General features: G+C 63.5%; 19 protein-coding genes. 17 read left to right on the forward strand and 2 right to left on the reverse strand.

Annotation, left to right across the window (positions count from 1 at the left end; genetic code table 11):
* The first annotated feature begins 143 nt into the window (after window positions 1-143).
* Entirely contained in the window at window positions 144-1,256 is a 1,113-nt protein-coding gene (locus tag V1280_RS45075; RefSeq protein ID WP_334537616.1) for a substrate-binding domain-containing protein, read from the forward strand.
* A 49-nt stretch (window positions 1,257-1,305) separates the two neighbouring features.
* Here V1280_RS45075 and V1280_RS45080 read toward each other — a convergent pair whose 3' ends face one another.
* Window positions 1,306-2,100 (reverse strand): DeoR/GlpR family DNA-binding transcription regulator, encoded by a 795-nt coding sequence (locus tag V1280_RS45080; protein WP_334537618.1) that lies wholly within the window; start codon window positions 2,098-2,100, stop codon window positions 1,306-1,308.
* A gap of 229 nt (window positions 2,101-2,329) precedes the next feature.
* On the opposite strand from V1280_RS45080, the gene deoC reads away from it, so the two are divergent.
* The 8 genes from deoC (at window position 2,330) to V1280_RS45120 (ending at window position 11,799) form a co-directional block, all read left to right on the forward strand.
* Window positions 2,330-3,358, forward strand: a complete 1,029-nt coding sequence (gene deoC / locus V1280_RS45085; protein WP_442895209.1) for a deoxyribose-phosphate aldolase — start codon at window positions 2,330-2,332, stop codon at window positions 3,356-3,358.
* Between the two features lie 2 nt (window positions 3,359-3,360).
* Window positions 3,361-5,751 (forward strand): aldehyde dehydrogenase family protein, encoded by a 2,391-nt coding sequence (locus V1280_RS45090; protein WP_334537620.1) that lies wholly within the window; start codon window positions 3,361-3,363, stop codon window positions 5,749-5,751.
* Between the two features lie 81 nt (window positions 5,752-5,832).
* Window positions 5,833-6,288 (forward strand): RbsD/FucU family protein, encoded by a 456-nt coding sequence (locus V1280_RS45095; protein WP_014494077.1) that lies wholly within the window; start codon window positions 5,833-5,835, stop codon window positions 6,286-6,288.
* A gap of 5 nt (window positions 6,289-6,293) precedes the next feature.
* Window positions 6,294-7,217: a ribokinase gene (locus V1280_RS45100; RefSeq protein WP_334537623.1), complete on the forward strand. Its 924-nt coding sequence runs from the start codon at window positions 6,294-6,296 to the stop codon at window positions 7,215-7,217.
* Between the two features lie 7 nt (window positions 7,218-7,224).
* Complete coding sequence (locus V1280_RS45105) at window positions 7,225-8,100, forward strand: carbohydrate ABC transporter permease (protein WP_334537624.1); 876 nt, start codon at window positions 7,225-7,227, stop codon at window positions 8,098-8,100.
* Window positions 8,097-9,134, forward strand: coding sequence for a carbohydrate ABC transporter permease (locus V1280_RS45110; protein ID WP_334537626.1), 1,038 nt, complete (start codon window positions 8,097-8,099; stop codon window positions 9,132-9,134). The genes V1280_RS45105 and V1280_RS45110 overlap by 4 nt, the downstream gene beginning before the upstream one ends.
* Before the next feature lie 49 nt (window positions 9,135-9,183).
* Window positions 9,184-10,623, forward strand: coding sequence for an extracellular solute-binding protein (locus tag V1280_RS45115; protein WP_334538605.1), 1,440 nt, complete (start codon window positions 9,184-9,186; stop codon window positions 10,621-10,623).
* Window positions 10,624-10,707: 84 nt separating this feature from the next.
* The gene (locus tag V1280_RS45120) at window positions 10,708-11,799 is read left to right on the forward strand and encodes an ABC transporter ATP-binding protein (RefSeq protein WP_334537628.1); all 1,092 of its coding nucleotides are present in this window, start codon (window positions 10,708-10,710) and stop codon (window positions 11,797-11,799) included.
* Window positions 11,800-11,818: 19 nt separating this feature from the next.
* Here the strand turns inward: V1280_RS45120 and V1280_RS45125 are convergent, their stop codons facing one another.
* Entirely contained in the window at window positions 11,819-12,511 is a 693-nt protein-coding gene (locus tag V1280_RS45125) for an SDR family NAD(P)-dependent oxidoreductase (RefSeq protein WP_334537630.1), read from the reverse strand.
* A 239-nt stretch (window positions 12,512-12,750) separates the two neighbouring features.
* Here V1280_RS45125 and V1280_RS45130 point away from each other — a divergent pair, with 239 nt between their 5' ends.
* From V1280_RS45130 to V1280_RS45165, 8 genes are all read left to right on the forward strand, one after another.
* Window positions 12,751-13,554 (forward strand): SDR family oxidoreductase, encoded by an 804-nt coding sequence (locus V1280_RS45130; RefSeq protein ID WP_334537632.1) that lies wholly within the window; start codon window positions 12,751-12,753, stop codon window positions 13,552-13,554.
* Entirely contained in the window at window positions 13,547-14,749 is a 1,203-nt protein-coding gene (locus V1280_RS45135; protein ID WP_334537634.1) for a pyridoxal phosphate-dependent aminotransferase, read from the forward strand. Before V1280_RS45130 ends, V1280_RS45135 begins: the two co-directional genes overlap by 8 nt.
* Window positions 14,750-14,970: 221 nt before the next feature.
* A complete protein-coding gene (locus tag V1280_RS45140) occupies window positions 14,971-15,903 on the forward strand; it encodes an ABC transporter permease (RefSeq protein WP_334537636.1) in 933 nt (310 codons plus the stop codon).
* On the forward strand, window positions 15,903-16,706 hold the full coding sequence (locus tag V1280_RS45145; RefSeq protein WP_334537638.1) for an ABC transporter permease: 804 nt from the start codon (window positions 15,903-15,905) through the stop codon (window positions 16,704-16,706). Before V1280_RS45140 ends, V1280_RS45145 begins: the two co-directional genes overlap by 1 nt.
* 28 nt (window positions 16,707-16,734) lie before the next feature.
* On the forward strand, window positions 16,735-17,799 hold the full coding sequence (locus V1280_RS45150; protein WP_334537640.1) for an extracellular solute-binding protein: 1,065 nt from the start codon (window positions 16,735-16,737) through the stop codon (window positions 17,797-17,799).
* A gap of 11 nt (window positions 17,800-17,810) precedes the next feature.
* Window positions 17,811-18,905 (forward strand): ABC transporter ATP-binding protein, encoded by a 1,095-nt coding sequence (locus V1280_RS45155; RefSeq protein WP_334537642.1) that lies wholly within the window; start codon window positions 17,811-17,813, stop codon window positions 18,903-18,905.
* A gap of 137 nt (window positions 18,906-19,042) precedes the next feature.
* Window positions 19,043-19,738: a 5-oxoprolinase subunit PxpB gene (gene pxpB, locus V1280_RS45160; RefSeq protein ID WP_334537644.1), complete on the forward strand. Its 696-nt coding sequence runs from the start codon at window positions 19,043-19,045 to the stop codon at window positions 19,736-19,738.
* On the forward strand, window positions 19,735-20,712 hold the full coding sequence (locus V1280_RS45165) for a biotin-dependent carboxyltransferase family protein (protein ID WP_334537646.1): 978 nt from the start codon (window positions 19,735-19,737) through the stop codon (window positions 20,710-20,712). The genes pxpB and V1280_RS45165 overlap by 4 nt, the downstream gene beginning before the upstream one ends.
* The last annotated feature ends 3 nt before the right edge of the window (window positions 20,713-20,715 follow it).

Genomic DNA, 20,715 nt, shown 5'->3' on the forward strand with positions numbered 1-20,715 from the left:
GCATGAACAACAAGTTCATCGCGCCGTGCGGGTAGGGGCAAGGTCGCTGGCCCTCCGGAATCGGCGACCAAAAAATGGAGGAAACAATGAAACCAATCTTGCGACAAACCTTGCCTTTGCAAACCTTGTCTTTGACGGTGTTGATGGCTGCCGCTGCGGCCGTCTCGATTGCCCCCTCGGCTCGCGCCGAAGTGCCCGCGACCTGCGTCAAGGGCGTCGATCTCGCAACGCTTGGGCCGAAATCGATCGTCGGCCAGGGACCCCACGGCGAGAAGGCGGCTTCCCCCGAGGTGCTCGCGCTGTCGGAGGCCGACGCCGCCAAGATCAAGGAGAAGAACTTCAAGGTCGGCATCTCCATGCAGACGGTCAACCTCGATTGGTCGCAGCTCCAGATCCAGGGCATCACCGATACGCTGAAGAAGTACGGCGTGACGGTGACGGGCGTCGCGTCCGCCGAATATCAGGTGGACAAGCAGATCGCCGATATCGAGAACACCATCCAGCAGCATCCGGATGGCATCATTTCGATCCCGGTCGATTTCACTGCAACCGCACCGACCTACAAGAAGATCGCCAAAGCCGGCATCAAGCTCGTGCTGATGGACAGCATCCCGACAGGGCTGAAGCATCCGGAGGAATATGCGTCGATGGTCTCGGCCGATAGCCAGGGCAATGGCCAGATTGCGGCGCAGATCCTGGCGTCCTGCGTGGCGCAGGGCGGTACCATCGGTCTGGTCAATTTCGGCGTCGACTATTTCAGCACCAACGAGCGCACCAAGGGCGTGCGGGAGTGGATGAAAGCAAACCGGCCCGACATCAAGATGAAGCAGGTCGATTTCACCGATCCGCCGAAGGTCTCGCAGATCGCGGGCGACTTCCTGACCGGCAATCCCGACGTCAAGGGACTGTACGCGGTGTGGGATCAACCGGCGCTCGACACGTTGAGCTCGATGCGGGCCCAGAGCATCGATATTCCCATGACGACGGTCGATCTCGGCCTGCAATCGGCCATCGAAATTGCCAAGGGCGGTCCGCTGAAGGCGACCGGCTCGCAGCGTCCCTACGACCAGGGCGTCGCCGAGGCGATGGCGATGATGAACGCGCTGCTGGGTAAGGAAACGCCTGGCTGGATCGGTGTGCAGTCGCTGCCGGTGACGCAGTCGAATGTGCTGGAATCCTACAAGACCGTGTTCAAGAAAGACCCACCGGCCGAGCTGGCGGATGCCTGCAACAAGGCGAAGCCTGCCTGCAACTGAGCTCATCGTTTCGGCCGACCTGATCCGGGCGAACCAGCCCCCGTCCGGATCAGGCTGCGCTGGTGACGTATTCGACGGGAAGGCTGCGGAAGTGCTTGCGCGTGTCTGCCGACACGGAGCCACCGACGATGATCCGCGAGAACGAGCTGACGTCGGAGAAGAACGCCGGCTTGAGGCTGCCGAGCTTGCTGGCGTCGACCACGAGGATGCTCTCCATCGCGGTCGCGATGACGGCCTGCTTGATGGCGACTTCGTGAAAATTCGAGCAGCTGGCGCCGCGGGTCCAGTGCAGACCGCCGGCCGAGATGAACGCCTTGTTGACCCCGAGCCGCCGCAGATAGGACAGGCCGTCTTCCGACGAGAACGACTGCGACGACGGATGGTAGAGCCCGCCCATCAACATCACCTGCGTCGCCGGACGGTGGGTGACGATCGAGGCCACGTTCAGCGAATAGCAGATCACCGAAAGAGGCATGTCCTCAGGCAAGCAATCCGCGAGTGACTGCATCGTGGTGCCGCAGTCGATGAAGATGGTGTCGCCTTCCTTGATCGAGGCGGCTGCGGATCGGCACGCGAGGCGCTTGTCCTGCGTGTGCTGGTCGATTTCCTGTTCGAATGTGTACTTGATCCCGGTCGGCGCCGCCGCGTTGACGACGTAGCCGCCGAGCAGGGCGAGCGCCGCCTCGGGCCCGGCGAGGTCGCGCCTGACAGTCATCTCCGACACCTTCAGCAGCTCTGCGGCGTCCTTCAGATGCAGTGCGCCGCTCGTCTCGACGGCGCGGCGCAGCCGTTGCAGCCGCTGGACGCGGGTCTCGCTGGGGCGTGCGGTCGGCGTTTCAGTCATTTTCGTCACCGAGCTTGCTTATCCGGTTGACAATGATCTTACAATGATGTGAGTTTAGCAACGTCAATTTGTTACAATAATAACATCTGGCCCGAAGGGCGTTTCACTGTCCGCGATGGCAGGCAGCAGAAGCTCCAGCGGGCAAGGGATGGGAGGATCGCATGTTGCAATCGGCACATTCAGTCTATCTGCCGTTTCAGTCGATTCGCTAGCATCGCGCGGCGTACCGATGGCGCAGGGCGTCCTGATATCAAACCCATCCGCAGTGCCGGCGCAGCCACATGCGCGCGATCACAATCATCCGCATCCGATCGCGCGCAACAGCGGCCGCGCGCTCGAGATGGACTGGGTCGATGAGATCAGGATCAATCTGTCCGCCGCCGAGCGCCGCGTTGCGAGCCTGCCGGGCCGACGCACCGTCAAGAAGGACGCGCAGGCGGCGTGGTTGCTCAAGGCGATCACCTGCATCGACCTGACCACACTCAACGGCGACGATACGACTGAGCGGGTGAAGCGTCTCTGCGCCAAGGCGAGGGCGCCGGTACGGAGCGACCTCCTCGAGGCACTCGGCTTTGCCGGACGCGGGCTGCACACGGGCGCGATCTGCGTCTATCACCGCTTCGTCGCAACCGCGGTCGAAGCGCTCGATGGATCTGACATTCCGGTCGCTGCGGTCTCGACCGGATTTCCTGCAGGCCTCGTGCCGCACGATCTGAAACTCAAGGAGATCGAGGCGTCCGTCAGGGATGGTGCGCAGGAGATCGACATCGTCATCACGCGTGAGCATGTGCTGACCGGAGATTGGCGCGCTCTTTACGCCGAGGTCCGGGATTTCCGCGCGGCCTGCGGCGATGCGCATCTGAAGACGATTTTGGCAACCGGCGACCTCAAAACGCTTCGCAACGTCGCCAAGGCGTCGATGGTCTCCATGATGGCCGGCGCCGACTTCATCAAGACCTCCACCGGCAAGGAGGGCGTCAATGCCACGCTGCCGGTGACGCTGGCGATGCTGCGCATGATCAGAGTCTATGAGGAGCGCACTGGCTTCAAGATCGGCTTCAAGCCGGCCGGCGGAATCTCGACGGCGAAGGATGTGCTCAATTACCAGTTCCTGATGAAGGAGGAGTTGGGGCGCGATTGGCTCGAGCCGGATCTGTTCCGCGTCGGCGCCTCGAGCCTGCTCGCCGACATCGAGCGTCAGCTCGAGCATCACGTCACCGGCCGCTACTCGGCCTTCAACCGTCATCCCGTGGGCTGAGCATGAGTATCGCACATTACTATGAGACCATGGATTATGGTCCCGCCCCCGAGGCGGACGGCGAGGCGCGCGCCTGGCTGAAGCGGCACGACGCGACGTTCGGGCATTTCATTGCCGGCAAATTCGCAGCTCCGGCTTCGGGCAAGCATCTGACCACGATCGAGCCCGCCACCGGCAAGACGCTGGCCAAACTCGCGCAAGGCGTCGCTGCGGATGTCGAGGCTGCCGTCGGCGCCGCGCGCTCTGCGCAATCGCCGTGGGCAAAGCTCGGTGGTCACGGCCGTGCCCGCCATCTCTATGCGCTGGCGCGCATGCTGCAACGTCATGCGCGTCTGTTCGCGGTGCTGGAAGCGATCGACAACGGCAAACCGATCAGGGAAACCCGCGATCTCGACGTGCCACTCACTGCGCGCCACTTCCTGTACCACGCCGGCTGGGCGCAATTGCAGGAGCGTGAATTCGTCGACCACGTCCCGGTCGGCGTGATCGGCCAGATCATCCCCTGGAACTTTCCGCTGCTGATGCTGGCCTGGAAGATCGCACCTGCGCTGGCGACCGGCAACACAGTGGTGCTGAAACCGGCAGAGTTCACGTCACTCACCGCGCTGCTGTTCGCCGAGCTCGCGGCGGAAGCGGGCCTGCCGCCCGGCGTGTTGAATGTGGTGACGGGTGATGGCGCCACCGGCGCCTTGCTCGTCGAGAATCCCGGTGTCGACAAGATCGCCTTCACCGGGTCGACCGAGGTCGGGCGGTTGATCCGTCAGTCGACCGCAGGGACCGGCAAGTCGCTGACGCTCGAGCTCGGCGGAAAATCGCCTTTCATCGTGTTCGACGACGCCGACATCGATGGCGCCGTGGAAGGCGTGGTCGATGCGATCTGGTTCAACCAGGGCCAGGTCTGTTGCGCCGGATCGCGGCTGCTGTTGCAGGAGGGCATTGCAGAGACATTCCGCAAGCGCCTGATCCGCCGCATGGAGACGCTGCGCGTGGGGCCGCCGCTCGACAAGGCGATCGACATGGGCGCGGTGGTCGCACTGGTGCAGCTCGAGCGGATCAAGGCGCTGGTTGAAACCGGCGTCAAGGAGGGCGCCGAGAAGTATCAGGCGCCTGGGCCGATCCCCGCTGAGGGATGCTTCTATCCCCCGACCTTGCTCTGGAACGTGCATCCGTCATCGACGGTGGCTCTCGAAGAGATCTTTGGGCCCGTGTTGGTCGCGATGACGTTCCGTACGCCTGATGAGGCAGTGATGCTCGCCAACAACACGCGCTATGGTCTTGCCGCCAGCGTGTGGAGCGAGACCATCGGCTTGGCGCTCGATATCGCGCCAAAACTTCAGGCCGGCGTGGTCTGGGTCAATGCGACCAATTTGTTCGATGCCAGCGTCGGCTTCGGCGGCTATCGCGAGTCCGGCTTCGGCCGCGAGGGCGGCCGGGAAGGCCTCTACGAATATCTCAAGCCAAAGGCCTGGAGCGGACGGAAGGCGCGGGCGAAGGTGCCGCCGCCATCCCCGGCGGCCTCTCACGGCGGCGCCGGATTTGGCACGCCGTCGATCGACCGAACCGCCAAGCTTTTCGTTGGCGGCAAGCAGGTCCGTCCTGACGGAAACTATTCGCGCGTGGTGCTGTCGCCGAAGGGGCGGCACCTCGGCGAAGCCGGCGAGGGCAATCGCAAGGATATCCGTAACGCGGTAGCTGCCGCGCGCTCGGCCGAGGGGTGGGCGCGGGCAACGACGCATAATCGCGCCCAAATCCTCTATTACCTTGCCGAGAATCTGTCCGCGCGTGGCGACGAGTTCGCCCGGCGCATCGGTGAGATGACCGGCATTTCGTCTGCAAAGGCGCGCGCGGAGGTCGAGGCGAGTATCGAGCGGCTGTTCAGCTATGGGGCCTGGGCCGACAAATACGAGGGGACGATCCATGCGCCGCCGTTGCGCGGCGTGGCGCTTGCCATGCACGAGCCGGTCGGCGTCGTCGGGGTGGCCTGTCCGGACGAGGCCCCGCTGCTGGGCTTCATCAGCCTGGTGGCGCCGTTGATTGCGATGGGCAATCGTGTCGTCGCCGTCCCGAGCGAGCGGCATCCGCTTGCAGCGACCGATTTCTATCAGGTGCTGGAGACGTCGGACGTGCCGGCAGGCGTCGTCAATATCGTCACCGGCGAGCGCGATGCGCTGGCACAGGTCCTTGCCGAGCATGACGACGTCGATGCGCTCTGGGTGTTCGGCTCGCAGGAGGCCTCGACGGCCGCGGAGCGGCTGTCGGTCGGCAACCTCAAGCGCACGCTGGTCGACCACGGGCTGGCGCTCGATTGGTACGACCGGGCGGCGAGCGAAGGTCCGATCCTGCTCCGCCATGCGGTGCAGGTGAAGAACATCTGGATTCCCTACGGTGACTAAGGACGTCACCTTGCGGTGATACTGGTTGGCATCCGGACCGTCAGAGTTCGGACGATTTTGAAGACAAGGGAGGGACGCAACATGCTCAAGGGCATCAATCCGCTGCTCAATGCCGACGTGCTCTATGCCTTGCGCGCAATGGGGCACGGAGACCGCCTCGTGGTGTGCGATACCAACTTCCCCGCCGACTCGATCGCGCGCCAGACCGTGTTCGGCGAGCTGCTTCGCATCGACAATGTCAGTACGGCAAAGGCGATCGAGGCCATCCTCTCGGTGCTGCCGCTCGATACGTTCGTCGACGATGCCGCGATCCGCATGGAGATCGTCGGCCAGCCCCAGGAGGTGCCGCCGGTGCAGCGCGAGGTGCAGGCCGCGATCGACCGCGCCGAGGGGCGCTCCTGGCCGCTGGTCGGGGTCGAGCGCCATGCCTTCTATGAAAAGGCCAAGACGGCCTATTGCGTGATCGCCACCGGTGAGCGGCGCTTCTACGGCTGCTTCCTGTTCTCCAAGGGCGTCATCGCGCCGGACGGAGAGTGACGACCATGAGCAAGACTGGCGTCGCAGTGCTCGGCATCTTCGTCGTCGATCTGGCCTTCCGGGCCGGCAACATGCCCGCGATCGGTGAAACGATCGCCGGCTCGGGATTTGCCATGGGACCAGGCGGCAAGGGATCGAACCAGGCAGTGGCCGCTGCGCGTGCGGGCGCGGACGTGACCTTCATCTCCCGGATTGGCCGCGACGCATTCGGCGATCTCGCCATCAAGACGTGGGAAGCCGAGGGCATTCGGCCACGCGTCGCCAGGACTGCGGAGGCGCCGACTGGCGCCGCCTTCATCTATGTTCATGAGACGCGCGGCGACAACGCCATCATCGTGGTGAGCGGAGCGGCCGACGGTCTCAGCCCCGCCGACGTTGACGCGGCGGCGGATGCGATCCGCACCAGCCGCGTTTTCGTGACCCAGCTCGAGCAACCGGTCGCGGCCGCGCAGCGCGGCCTCGAGATCGCGCGCGCTGCGGGCAGCATTACCGTGTTCAACCCGGCACCCGCGGGCGCATTCGACGACAGCCTGTTTGCCTTGTGCGACTACGTCGTTCCCAACGAGCCCGAGGCCGAGGCGCTGACGGGGATCGCGGTGAGCGATCTTGCCGGCGCCCGCCGCGCCGGAGATGCGATGCTGGCCAAGGGAGCGGGTACCGCGCTGATCACGCTCGGCGAACGCGGGGCGCTGTTTCACGGGCGAGATCGCTCGCTGCACGTGCCGCCCTTCGCTGCCGGCAAGGTCGTCGAAACCGCGGGCGCGGGCGATGCATTTGTCGGCGGCTTCGCAGCAGCGCTTGCGGGCGGCGCCGATCCACTGGAGGCCGCGCGCTTCGGTTCGGCCACGGCGGGTATTTCCGTGACGCGCGCCGGGACTGCGCCTGCGATGCCGCGGCGCGCCGAGATTGAAGCCCTGTTGAAGAGATGATCTGCTCATGATGCGGAACGATCCGATCAAGCATATCTTCATCTGGCCGGCGGTGCTCGTCGTGCTGGCGATCTCGATCTTTCCGCTGATCTATTCGTTCACCACGAGCTTCCTCAGCTATCGCCTGATTCCGCCGATCCCGCCACGCGTCGTGTGGTTCGGTAATTATGCGACGCTCTTACAGGAGCCGCGTTTCTGGAATGCGATCTTCACGACGACGCTGATCGCGTTCATCGCCGTCGGGTTGCAATACGTGATCGGGTTTGGCGTTGCGCTGGCGCTGAACGCGCGCGTTCCTGGCGAACGGCTGTTTCGCGTGGCATTGCTGTTGCCCATGCTGTTGGCCCCGGTTGCCGTCGCGCTCGTTGCCCGCATGATCTTCAATCCGACCATGGGACCGCTCAACCAGTTCCTGTCCATGTTCGGTCTGGCGAACCTGCCGTTCCTCACCAACGGACACTGGGCGCTCGCCTGCATCATCGCGGTTGAGATCTGGCAGTGGACACCGTTCATCATCCTGATGATGCTGGCCGGCCTGCAGACGCTCCCCGAGGATGTCTACGAGGCTGCCGAGCTGGAGAACGCCAGCGCCTGGCAGCAATTCTGGGGCATCACTTTTCCGATGCTGCTGCCGATCTCCGCCGCGGTCGTCTTTATCCGCCTGATCGAGAGCTACAAGATCATGGACACCGTGTTCGTGATGACAGGCGGCGGACCGGGGGTCGACACCGAGACCCTGACCTTGTTCGCCTATCAGGAGGGCTTCAAGAAGTTCAATCTCGGCTATACGTCGGCGCTCAGCTTCCTGTTCCTGATTGCGATCACGATCATCGGCGTGACCTATCTGGCGCTGCTGCGGCCGCATCTGGAGAAGCGCCGATGAGCGGGCAGGGCCTTACCGGACTGTCGAGCTGGAGCCGCCGTCTGGTCGCGGTCGGTGTCTCCGCGTGGTGCCTGATCACGGCGTTTCCGCTCTATTGGGTGGTGGTGACGGCGTTCAAGACCCCGCCGGGCGTCGTCGGCGGCCCGACCTATATTCCGTTCGTCGATTTCACGCCGACCTTGCAGCCCTTCATCGATCTCTATCAGGGCATCCGTGGCGAGTTCTTCCGGACCTTCTTGAATTCGACGATCGTCGGAATGTCGGCGGCGGCGATCGCGACTGCGGTCGGCGCAATGGCGGCCTATGCGCTGGTGCGGTTCGAGTTCAGGGTGCGCTTCGGCGCCGGCCTGATCTTCCTCCTGCTCGCGCTCGGCTTCTATCTGCTGTTCAGCAATTCGCTCGGATTCACCCGCGCGCAGGCGCTGCTGCTGGCGTTCCCGATTGCGCTTGTCGCTGCAATCCTGGCCAACCGCCTGCCGCTGCCGGGGCCGATCCTCGGCAATGAGGACATCCTGTTCTGGTTCGTCAGCCAGCGCATGTTTCCGCCGATCGTCACGGCGTTTGCGCTGTATCTGCTCTACAGCGAAATCGGCCGGCTCGGCTTCCAGCTGATCGACAGCTATGTCGGTTTGACGCTGTGCTACGTCGCGTTCTCGTTGCCGATCGTGGTCTGGCTGATGCGTGACTTCTTCGAGGCCATCCCGATCGAGGTCGAAGAAGCCGCGATGGTCGACAACGTGCCGAGCTGGCGCATCTTCCTCGGCATCGTGGTGCCAATGTCGATGAACGGACTGTTGGCGACCTTCATGATCACGCTCGCCTTCGTCTGGAACGAGTTCCTGTTCGCGCTGTTCCTGACCAATTCCAGATGGCAGACGCTGCCGATCCTGGTGGCGGGACAAAACAGCCAGCGCGGCGACGAATGGTGGGCGATCTCGGCCGCGGCGCTCGTCGCCATCATTCCGATGATGATCATGGCAGGTCTGCTCAGCCGCATGATGCGGTCGGGCCTGCTGCTCGGAGCGATCAAATAGCAAAAACCTATCTAGGGAGGACTGGACGATGTTGCGACGGACGTTTCTGATGCTGACCACCTCGCTCGCAATGGCTTGCACCGTGAGCCAGGCGAACGCTGCCTGTAGCCCCGATTACTCCGGCGTCACCCTGACGGTGGCGTCGCAGACCGGGCCGTACATCGCCTCCGCGCTCAAGCTCGGCGCGGACGAATGGACCAAGAAGACCTGCGGCAAAGTAAACGTGGTCGAGTTTCCGTGGTCGGAGCTCTACCCGAAGATTGTTACGTCGCTGACGGGATCGGACGCGACGTTCGATCTGGTCAGCTTTGCGCCGGCCTGGCTGCCCGACTTCGTCTCCTATCTCAGCGAGATGCCGAAAGAGATGCAGTCCGGCAAGGATTGGGACGATGTCGAGCCTGCCTATCGCGAGCGCCTGATGGTGTGGGAAGGCAAGATCTATTCGCAGTCGATGGACGGTGACGTTCACACCTACACCTATCGCACCGACCTGTTCAGCGATCCCAAGGAGAAGGACGCCTTCAAGGCCAAGTACGGCTATGACCTGGCACCGCCAACGACCTGGAAGCAATACCTCGACATCGCGGAGTTCTTCCAGCGCCCTGACAAGGGGCTCTGGGGCACGGCGGAAGCCTTCCGTCGCGGTGGCCAGCAGTTCTGGTTCTTCTTCAGCCACGCGGCGGCCTACACCAACAACCCGAACTATCCGGGCGCGATGTTCTTCGACCCCGAAACGATGGATGCCCAGATCAACAATCCGGGCTGGGTGAAGGGATTGGAGGAATACATCCGCGCTTCCAAGCTTGGCCCGCCCAATGCGCTGAACTTCTCGTTCGGCGAGGTCAATGCCGCCGTGGCCGGTGGCCAGGTGGCCGAGTCGATTGGCTGGGGCGATACCGGCGTGATCGCCGCTGATCCCAAGCAATCGAAGATTTCGGGCAAGGTGGGCTCCGCAGTGCTGCCCGGCTCTGACGAGATCTGGAACGCCAAGACCAAGAAGTGGGACAAGTTTCCGGCAGTGCTGCCGGCACCCTTCATGGCGTTCGGAGGCTGGCAGATTGCCGTGCCAAAGGTGGGCAAGAACCAGCAGGCGGCATGGGATTTCGTCAAGACGCTGACAAGCCCTGAGGTCTCCGGCCAGGCCGCGATTACCGGCGGTACGGGTGTCAACCCATACCGCAAGTCGCACACCACGAATCTGGAGTTGTGGAGCAAGATCTTCTCGCCGCAGGAGGCCAAGGAATATCTCGGCGCCCAGGCCGACTCCATCAACGGCAAGAACGTCGCGCTCGACATGCGTCTGCCCGGCTATTTCTCCTACACCGAGGTGGTGGAGATCGAGCTTGGCAAGGCGCTGGCCGGCCAGACCACGCCGCAGGCCGCGCTGGACGCGGTCGCAAAGGAATGGAATCGCCTGACCGACGAGTTCGGCCGCGCGAAGCAACTGGCGGCCTATCGCGCGGCGATGGGTCTGCCACCCAAGAACTAGCTTCCCGCGGAGACTGCCCCGGATGATGCGTCAGCATCATCCGGGCTTTGTTGGCGTCGATATGAGGGACGGAAAAAGGAATCCATGGCGCACGTCGAGATCGAGAACGTCAGCAAGGCATATGGGCCCTACAAGATCATCGAGGGGCTCGATCTGAACGTCGCCGACGAAGAGTTCGTCGTGCTTGTCGGCCCGTCCGGCTGCGGCAAGACCACGACGTTACGCATGATTGCAGGGCTGGAGGAGGTCACCAGCGGAAATATCCGCATCGGCAACCGCGACGTGACGCAGTTGCGTCCGGGCTTGCGTAACTGCGCGATGGTGTTCCAGAACTATGCGCTCTATCCTCATATGACGGTCGGGGAGAACATCGGCTATGGCATGAAGGTGCGGGGCGATTCACGCGCCAGCATCGCGAAAGCAGTCCAGGACGTGGCTCGGGTTCTCGACCTCGAGCCATATCTGGACCGCCGGCCCAAGCAGCTCTCCGGCGGACAGCGTCAGCGCGTGGCGATCGGCCGTGCCATCGTGCGCAGCCCGGACGTGTTTCTGTTCGACGAGCCATTGTCGAACCTCGACGCCAAACTCCGCATCGAGATGCGGACCGAGATCAAGGCATTGCACCGCCGTCTCGCCAAGACGATCGTCTATGTCACGCACGATCAGGTCGAAGCCATGACCATGGCGGATCGCGTCGTGGTGATGAATCGCGGCCGGATCGAGCAGGCTGCCGATCCGATCACGATCTACGAGAAGCCCAGCAATCTCTTCGTCGCGGGCTTCATGGGCGCACCCAGCATGAATTTTATCCATGGCGAAATCGCCGCTCGCGACGGCGCGCTGGTCTTCAGCGAGCCATCGGGTACGGTGTTGAAATTGCCGAAGTCCCGCGAGGCGGCCTATGCAGGGAGCGTCGGCAAGCCGGTTGTGCTCGGCGTGCGGCCCGACCATGTGCTCCGGCAAGATGCGCCGATGGGCTCGTCCGTCCGCCTGCTGGTGAAAGACGTGGAGCCGCTCGGGCCGCATACGCTCGTGATTGGAACCGTAGGCGCATTTCCGTTTACGGCTCAGATGCCGGTCGGCGTCGCTGCGGCGCCGGATCGCTTGATAGACGTCGCTCTTGATCTTGAGCGAACGCATCTGTTCGACAAGGTCTCAGGGAAGGCCGTTTGTTAGCCTGCGGTTCCGGCCGGGCCTAAAGCATCGGCTCGAACTGGCAGTGCACGAGCATTTCGGAGACCGACGCATTATTCGGCAGCATGAGTGCGGTTTCCGCCAGTCGGGCGATGTCGTCCGGCTGGCTCATCTCGTGACGGGGAATCTCGTCGTCGTTCAGCGTCATGTCGGTGGCAACGTAGCCGGGGCAAATCACCGTCGCCCGAATGCCGGCCGCGCGACCTTCCCGGCGAATGCCGTGGGTGAGTGCAACCACGGCGAACTTGGTCATGGCGTAGCCGATGTTGCTCCCCACGCGCTTTCCGGAGAGGGACCCCAGATTGATGACCCGGCCGTGACCGCAGACGGCCAAGTGAGGGAGGGTGGCTCTGACCAGGCGCAGGGGGCCCTTGACGTTGACGCGCCACATTTCATCCAGTTCGTTCTCGCCCTCGTCGGAGACGCGGACCTTCGGATTGATGCCGGCGGTGTTGACGATGGCGTCGACGCCGCCCCACCGCTCGACCGTTGCGTTCACCCAGGAGACCGGGCTCTTGGCGTCTTCGGCATCATAGCGGTGCGTCATGAGCCTCTCGCTCTCGGCGAGACGGCTCGGGTCGCGAAGCCCGGCCGATACCCGGAAGCCCGCGGCCAGAAGCCGCTCGACGACGGCGCGTCCGATGCCGCGCGAAGCCCCCGAGACCATGACGATCCGATTGCCGACTTCCAACATCCTGGTCCGTCTCCCATGGGCGAGCGAAGAGCATCGCAAAATGTAAGGGGATAGGCGCGGCGACGAGTAAGAGAAATTCACTCTGCCTGTATCGGGTGGGCTTATGGCTCGCGCGCCCGGCGAGTTTCGGCCGGGATATTGGATGTCCTTATGAGGGCAGAACAAATCTGCTGTATGCGTGCGTCGGCCTCCGCACGTAACTTTCCGCCGCTCCGGCTGACGGCAAGAGAACCTTGCGGATGGGATTTTCGGACTACCGAACGGCGTTGGTGACGGGCGCGTCCTCAGGTATTGGGGCTGCGACGGTTCGGCGGCTCCGTGCCGAGGGGCTCGAGGTTCATGCGCTGGCGCGCGATGTTCGCCGGCTGGCCAGCCTGTCGGCCGAGACCGGATGCCACGCCTGCGCGGTCGATGTGGCCGACCTCGACGCCGTGGAGCGCCTTGCGAGCTCGGTCGAATTCGATGTTCTCGTCAACAATGCCGGCCAGTCGCGGCGCGGCAATATCCTGGATACGGCGCCTGATGATGTCGACACCCTGGTCAACGTCAATCTGCGCGCGGTCCTGCACCTGACGCGGTTGATCGCACCAGGCATGGCAAGGCGCAACCGCGGCCACGTGGTCAACGTCTCGTCGATCGCCGGCCACTATGCCTTCGGCGAGAACGCGACGACATTCAATTCCTCCGTGGCCTATCACGCGACCAAGGCGGGCATTCATTCACTGTCGCAGCAATTGCGCGTCGATCTCTACGGCACCTGCGCTCGCGTCACCGAAGTCTCTCCCGGGCGGGTGGCGACGAGCATCTTCCAGAACCAGAACGCCGCCGACAACCCGGATGCCCGCTTCGTCGGCGGCTTCGAGACGCTCCAGTCCGAAGACGTCGCGGATGCCATTGCGTTCGCGGTAGGGTCGCCGGCACGGATGAACGTCGCGACGATCGAGGTCGTACCCACGTTCCAGGTCGTCGGCGAACTGCGATTTGCGAGCCGATCCGAGGCCGCACGTTTGAAAGAGATGAGAAGTGGAGCTGACAATGCCTGAACTCGCAAACCGCCTCAAGACCGTGAAGGTGTCGGCCTCGGCGGCGATGACGGACAAGGCGCGCGAGCTCCGCGCCGCCGGCGTCAAGATCGTGGGCCTGTCGTCCGGCGAGCCCGATTTTCCGACGCCGCCGCATGCGATCGAGGCCGCACATCGCGCCGCCCTTACCGGCGATACCAAATATCCGGCGCAGCCGGGGACTGTCGCGCTGCGGACCGCTGTCCAGCGCAAATTCAAGCGCGAGAACAATCTCGACTACGCCCTCGACGAGATCCTGATCGCCAACGGCGGCAAGCAGATCATCTTCAACGCGCTGTTTGCGACCTGCAATCCCGGCGACGAGGTCGTCATTCCGGCGCCGGGCTGGATCACCTATGCGGACATCGTTCTTCTGGCGGAGGCGACGCCCATCGCGGTGCCGTGCCCGGAGAACAACCAGTTCAAGCTCCGCCCGGCTGACCTGGAGGCGGCGATCACGCCCAGGACGAAGTGGCTGATCCTTAATTTTCCCAACAATCCGACCGGCGCGGCCTGCACCCGCGAGGAGATGCGCGCGATCGCCGACGTCATGCTGAAGCACCCCGACGTCTGGATTCTCACCGACGACATCTATGAACATCTCACCTATGACGGTTTCGAGTTCTGCACTATCGCGGAGGTCGAGCCGAAGCTGAAGGATCGCGTCGTGACCGTGAACGGCGCGTCAAAGGCCTACGCCATGACCGGCTGGCGGGTCGGCTATTGCGGCGGTCCCAAGGACCTGATTGCGGCGATGAACAATGTCCACGGTCAGGCGACCGGCGGAATCTGCACGATAAGCCAGGCCGCGGCCGTCGCGGTCCTGGACGGACCGCAGGACTACCTGAAACAGCGCGCTGACATCTATCGTGATCGGCGCGATCTGGTGGTGAAGCTCCTCAATCAGATTCCCGGCGTCACCTGCCACAAGCCGGAAGGGGCCTTCTACGTGTTTCCGAACATCGCCGGCTGTATCGGCAAGACCACGAAGGGCGGCCGACGGCTGGAAACCGATGCCGACTTCATCTCGGCCCTACTGGAGGAGCAGCATGTCGCCGCGGTGCCCGGGGGCGCGTATGGCATGAGCCCGTATTTCCGCATTTCCTATGCGACCGATACCGAATCGCTGAAGGAAGGCTGCCGGCGTATCGCGAGCTTCTGCGAAAGCCTGCGCTGACCAGGCGTCGATATGTCAGGGGGCTTGGCCCTCGGCGGAGAACGAAAGATGCATCCAGCGGCATTTGTCGACCAAGATCGGAGCACTATGCCGAACCAACTGTCATAATCCTTCTTAATGCCCCTAAACGAAGATGTTCTTGGTCCTGTAGGATGCCGGCGCATAAGCTTTGTGCAAAGAGGGGTATTGCCTTGGTATCGCGCAGTCGAGGACGGCCAGCGATGACCACCAGCGACGATGCGGTGGCGGTCTTGGGTGTTCAAGCTCCACCGGTGACCGGGCGGGCATCGCGCTGGCGCCTGGCTCTGCCGGTCGGGCTTCTCGCCGTCCCGATGCTGGCATTCCTGACGTACTTCTTCTTCTATCCGGCGCTGGGCCTGCTGTTCTCGAGCATCCAGACACAGGACAGCCGCGGCATCATCGGCCGTCCGTTCACGCTTGCGCACTACGCCCGTCTGATCAACGTCGAGCTCTACGCGCGCGTGCTCTGGACGACGCTGCGGATCAGCATCATCACCTCGGTGCTTGCGACAGTGCTCGCCTATCCGGTCGCGCTGGTGATGGTCAAGAGCCGTCCGATGGTCACGCGCATCATCACCTTGATCGTCATCGCGCCCCTGATCGTCAGCGTCGTCGTTCGCGGATACGGCTGGCAGCTCGTGCTCCAGAACGGCCCGAAGGGGATGCTGAACTGGATCCTGATGACGCTGCATATCGTCGATGCCCCGATATCGGTCCTCTACACCGAGGTCGCCGTTGTCATCGGGTCGCTGCACGTGTTCTTCCCCATGATGGTTCTGCCGCTGGCCTCCGCTCTCGGCAAGATCGATCCCAACCTTGAAGATGCAGCCCGGATGCTGGGGGCGCCATGGTGGAAGGTGTTCCTCCGCGTGACGCTGCCGTTGAGCATGCCCGGCTTCGTGGCGGGATTTACCCTGGTATTCTCCCTCACCGCCGGTTCCTTCGTCATTCCTGCGATCCTGGGCGGCGCTTCGGCGATCATGCTCGGCAATCTGATCGAGCAGCAGATCTTCGTCGTCTACGACTGGCCGTTCGGCGCCGCGATTGCCGCCGTTCTCGTCGGCCTGGTCCTCGCGGTGAACGGCGTCTCGATGTGGCTTCTGGAAGGACGGCGTCTCAGGAGGCCCGACTGATGGACGAGCGGTTTTCCGGCTTCGGCGCCTTCATCCTCTACACCATCACCGGCGGCATGATGCTGTTCATCCTGGCGCCGCTGCTCCTCGTCATGGCGGTGTCGGTTTCCGATTCCTATTTCGTGACGTTCCCGCCGCAAGGCTTCACGCTGAAATGGTATGCCAAGGTTCTCCAGGACCGGGACTTCCTCGAGGCGATGCGGCTGAGCATTCTGCTCGCGCTCGGCACGACGGCGGGCTCGCTCCTGTTCGGCGTGCCCGCGGCCTTCGCGCTGGTCCGTGGCAAGTTCTTTGGACTGGGAGCGATCAAGGGGTTCTTGCTGTCGCCGCTGATTTTCCCGGCGCTGGTCACGGGCCTGGCGCTGCTTCAGGTCCTGACCAAGCTCGGCTCGCAGGATGCGCGGCTCAACCTCCTGATCGGGCATGTGGTCGTGACGTCGCCCTATGTCATCCGCACCGTCGTCACCAGCCTGCAGCTCGTGGATGAGAATCTGGAGGATGCCGCGCGCACCCTCGGCGCAAACCGGCTGACGACCTTCTGGCGCGTGACGTTGCCGCAGATCGCCTCGGGCGTCGCCGCCGGCGGGCTGTTCGCCTTCATGGTGTCCTTCGACAATTATCCGGTCACGATGTGGCTGGCGAACTCGGAATACTCGCCGGTGCCGCTCGTCCTGATGCGGCAACTGGTCAACGTCTTTGATCCTTCCGTGCCGGCGATGTCGACGATCATCATTCTGATGGCGATGGTCGGGGTGCTGCTGCTGGAGAAACTGGTCGGCCTTCGCCGCGCGCTGGCTGCCTGATGTGCATTGGTAGATGGAGATTGGACCCATGAAACTGACACGTAGGACTCTCATTAAAGCCGGTGTATCCGCGGTTGCTTTCCCGACGATCATCAGTCGGTCGTGGGCGCAGGACGCCAAGCAACTGCATGTCGGCGTCTACAACTCCGCGCTGGGCAAGCTGATCCAGAAGGAAGTCATTCCGAAATTCGAGGCCGAGTTCAAGTGCCGCGTCTTCACGATCGAGGGCGCGACGCTCTCCAACATCGCCGCCCTCCGCGCCACGCGTGATACGCCGCGCTTCAGCATGATGATGATGGACGATGTCGGCATCCCCCAGGCCAAGCAGGAAGGGCTGATCGACAAGCTCGATGCCGCCAAGATTCCGAATCTTGCCAAGGTCTATCCGCGCTATCTCTTCGAAGAGGATTATGGCATCGGCTTCTCGATCTCGAGCGCGGCCATGTTCATCAATCCGCAGGTGACGAAGCCGCTCGAGAGCTACGAGCAGATCTTCGACGCAAAATATCGCAAGCAGATCTTGCTGAACACGCCCAAGAACACCCAGAGCGTGCTGATGCTGATCGTGGCGACGGCGCTGGCGACGGGCAAGCCGCTGAAGGAAGCGCAATATCTGGTCGATGGCGGCTGGGACAAGCTCGCGACCCTCAAGCCCAATGTCCTCACGATCTACGACAGCGAGGCGCAGGTGCTCCAGGTGGCCCAGGGCCAGGCGACGATCGGCGGCATCGAATATTCGAAGGCAATCTATCCGCACACGGCCAAGGGCATGCCGCTCGACATGACGTTCCCGAAGGAAGGCGCCTTCACCGGCATCAACAGCATGACGCTGGTCAAGAATGCGCCCGAGCCCGAGCTTGCCTGTGCCCTGATCAACCGCATTCTCGAGCCCTCGGTCGCCAAGATGCTGTCCGAGCAGACGCTCAGCGCGCCCTCGGTGGGCGGCATCGACTTCAAGCCGGAGACGGCCAAGTTCCTCGCCTATCCCGACACCAAGGCGACCGATCTCGGACTGTTCACGCCGGACTGGAAGTTTATCGTCCCGCGCCGCGGCCCGTGGCTGGAGCGCTATAATCAGGTGTTCACGAGCTAGGACAGGCTACCATGAAGTCTTCCGAAGTCAGGCTTGACCACCTGGTCAAGGAATATAACCGCACCGTTGCGGTCGACGACGTCTCGCTCACGATCGAGCCCGGCCATATGGTCGCGCTGCTCGGTCCGAGCGGATGCGGCAAGACGACCTGCCTGCGCATGATCGCGGGGTTGATCCGCCCGACATCCGGTGACGTCTTCGTCAACGACAAGAGGATGACCAACGTTCCCGTGCATCGCCGCAATGTCGGAATGCTGTTCCAGAACTACGCGCTGTTTCCTCATTTGACCGTCGAGGAGAACATTGCCTTCGGCCTCGAGATGCGCGGGATCTCGAAGGCCGATGCCGCAAAGAAGGTGGGCGACGCCCTCAATCTGGTCCAGCTGTCCAGCTTCGGGAAGCGCTATCCGGCGCAACTCTCAGGCGGCCAGCAGCAGCGCGTCGCGTTGGGGCGCGCCCTGGTGATCGAGCCGGCCATGCTGCTGCTCGACGAGCCGCTCGGGGCGCTGGACAAGGGGCTCCGCGAGAGCATGCAGGTCGAGCTCCGCGCCCTTCAGCGCAGACTCGGTCTGACCACCGTCATGGTGACCCACGACCAGGACGAAGCCCTGACGATGGCCGACAAGATCGTGGTGATGCGCGATGGCAAGCTCGAGCAGGTCGGCTCGGCGACGGAAATCTACCAACGTCCGACCTCGAAATTCGTTGCGCAGTTCATCGGCGCGTCGAATCTGTTCGAGGGACCCATCGAGCAGCGCAACGGAAGCGGGGCGCTCATTCGTGTCTCGCCCGAATTGAGCCTTCAGGTCGACCAGATCCCGCAATCGGCAAGCGATGTGATGGTCTCGATCAGGCCCGAGGCAATCGTGGTCGAGCGCGTTGGCCAGAGCCCGGCGGCGCAACGCGTCAACAGCGTGACGGCGCGTGTCGATCAGGCTATCTATCGCGGATTCGTCAGCCACTATTATCTCAAGACGCCGAGCGGCGGGCAAATCATCGTATTCGAGCAGAACCAGTCGCAACAGGCCGGACTTCGGTACGCAGTGGGCGAGGAGGTCGTGGCGCGGTGGGAGTCGCCCAGCAATCACGTCATCGCGCGTCACTGAAGCGTGGAGGAGCGCCGCGTCTTGCGGGCAATCGACATCGCTTATACCCGCAGACGAACATCGTCTTGGATCGGCTTGTGCCGCTTGGCTAGATTTGATTGTGGCGGCGCCACGGGCGTTCGACCAGCGAGGCCCTCTTGTCGATTAATCAGCCCAACGCTCCCTTCGTCGGCACGATCGAGAAAAGCCCGAAGATCGGCCTGATCGGCACGCTTGCGATGCTGGTCGAAGCGCCGGGTGACTTCGACCTGGTGCAGCAGGGACGCATCTGGGCCCTTGCGGATGCGGTTTCCACCTGGCCCAACGTCCAGGAGGCCGTCATTGGCGTCACCAATGTGATGCTCGTATTCGAGCAGCCGCCGGCGGATATCGGCATGCTCAGCGCTTCGATCGTCGAACTGTGGCATCGCGTGCCGAGCCGCAAGGCCGACGGCAAGCTCATCGAGATTCCCGTGATCTATGGCGGGGAGCTCGGCTTCGACTTGCCGGCGGTTGCGAGCCGTGCCGGATTGTCCGAGCGTGCCGTCATCAGGATTCACAGCGAGGGCGAATACACGGTCTGCGCGGTCGCGAGCTCGCCGGGATTCGGCTACCTCCACGGCCTCGATCCGCGCATCTATATGCCGCGCAAATCCGTGCCGTCGCTCAACATGCGGGCAGGCTCGGTGACGATCGGCGGGATGCAGACCGGCGTGGCGGTGCTGACAAGCCCGAACGGATGGAATGCGATCGGATGGGCGTCAGTTGCCATGTTCGATCCGCAGCGTGAGCAGCCGTCCCTGATGCTTCCAGGCGACCGCGTCAGATTCAGGATCGATCGGATCGAGCTGTGATCGAGATATTGAGCAGCCCCGCCTTCAACACCATCCAGGACCTCGGCCGCCGCGGCGCGCGTCGTTTCGGCGTGAGCACGTCGGGCGCCATGGATCCTGTTGCGCTCGCCGCCGGCAATGCGCTGCTCGGCAATGACGACAATGCGGCCGGCATCGAGATCCAGACCTTTCCGTTCCGCCTGCGCTTCCAGACAGATGCCGCGTTTGCGCTCACCGGCGCCGATCACGACTCGACACTGGCGGGATCGACCGTCCGGCCGTGGTGGTGCACGCAGGCCAAGGCGGGCGACGTTCTCGCGGTCACTGCGCCGCGGCGTGGCGCGCGGGTCTATGCGACGTTCGGCGGCGGCATCGATGTTCCGCGCGTGCTGGGCTCGCGCAGCACGCATCTGCGCGGCGGCTTCGGCGGTCTCGAGGGCCGTACCTTGCAGGCCGGCGACGTCGTGCCGATCGGGCGTTCGCCGCTCAGGAGCGACGGCCGCTTCGACTTCGGCGTCGCGCCGCCGGATGTCGCGATCACGGGCGCCGCTCCGGCGGATGACCGTGTGCTGCGGATACGTGTCATGCGGGCCGGCGAGTACGACCTGTTTTCGGAGGCGATGCAGGCGGCGTTCTGGTCCACGACATGGAAGATCAGCGCCCGGAGCGACAGGGGCGGCTACCGTCTCACTGGCGGCAAGCTGACATTGGACGCCCCCGTCGAGATGCGCTCGCATGGCGTGGTGACGGGCGTCGTGCAGGTGCCGCCGGGCGGCGAGCCGATCATCCAGATGAGCGATGCCAATACGGCTGGTGGCTATCCGAAGATGGCGGCTGTGATTGAGGCCGATCTCTGGCGCCTCGGCCAGGCGGCGCCGGGATCGTTCATCGCCTTCAGCGAGGTGAGCTACCAGGATGCGGTCGGGGCCATGGCTCCCGTCAACGACTACCTCGCGAAGCTGCGAGCAACCGCGGATCTCTATCGAGCGCTTTAGAGC

It is taken from the genome of Bradyrhizobium sp. AZCC 2230, assembly GCF_036924495.1.
Classification (GTDB): Bacteria; Pseudomonadota; Alphaproteobacteria; order Rhizobiales; family Xanthobacteraceae; genus Bradyrhizobium; species Bradyrhizobium rifense.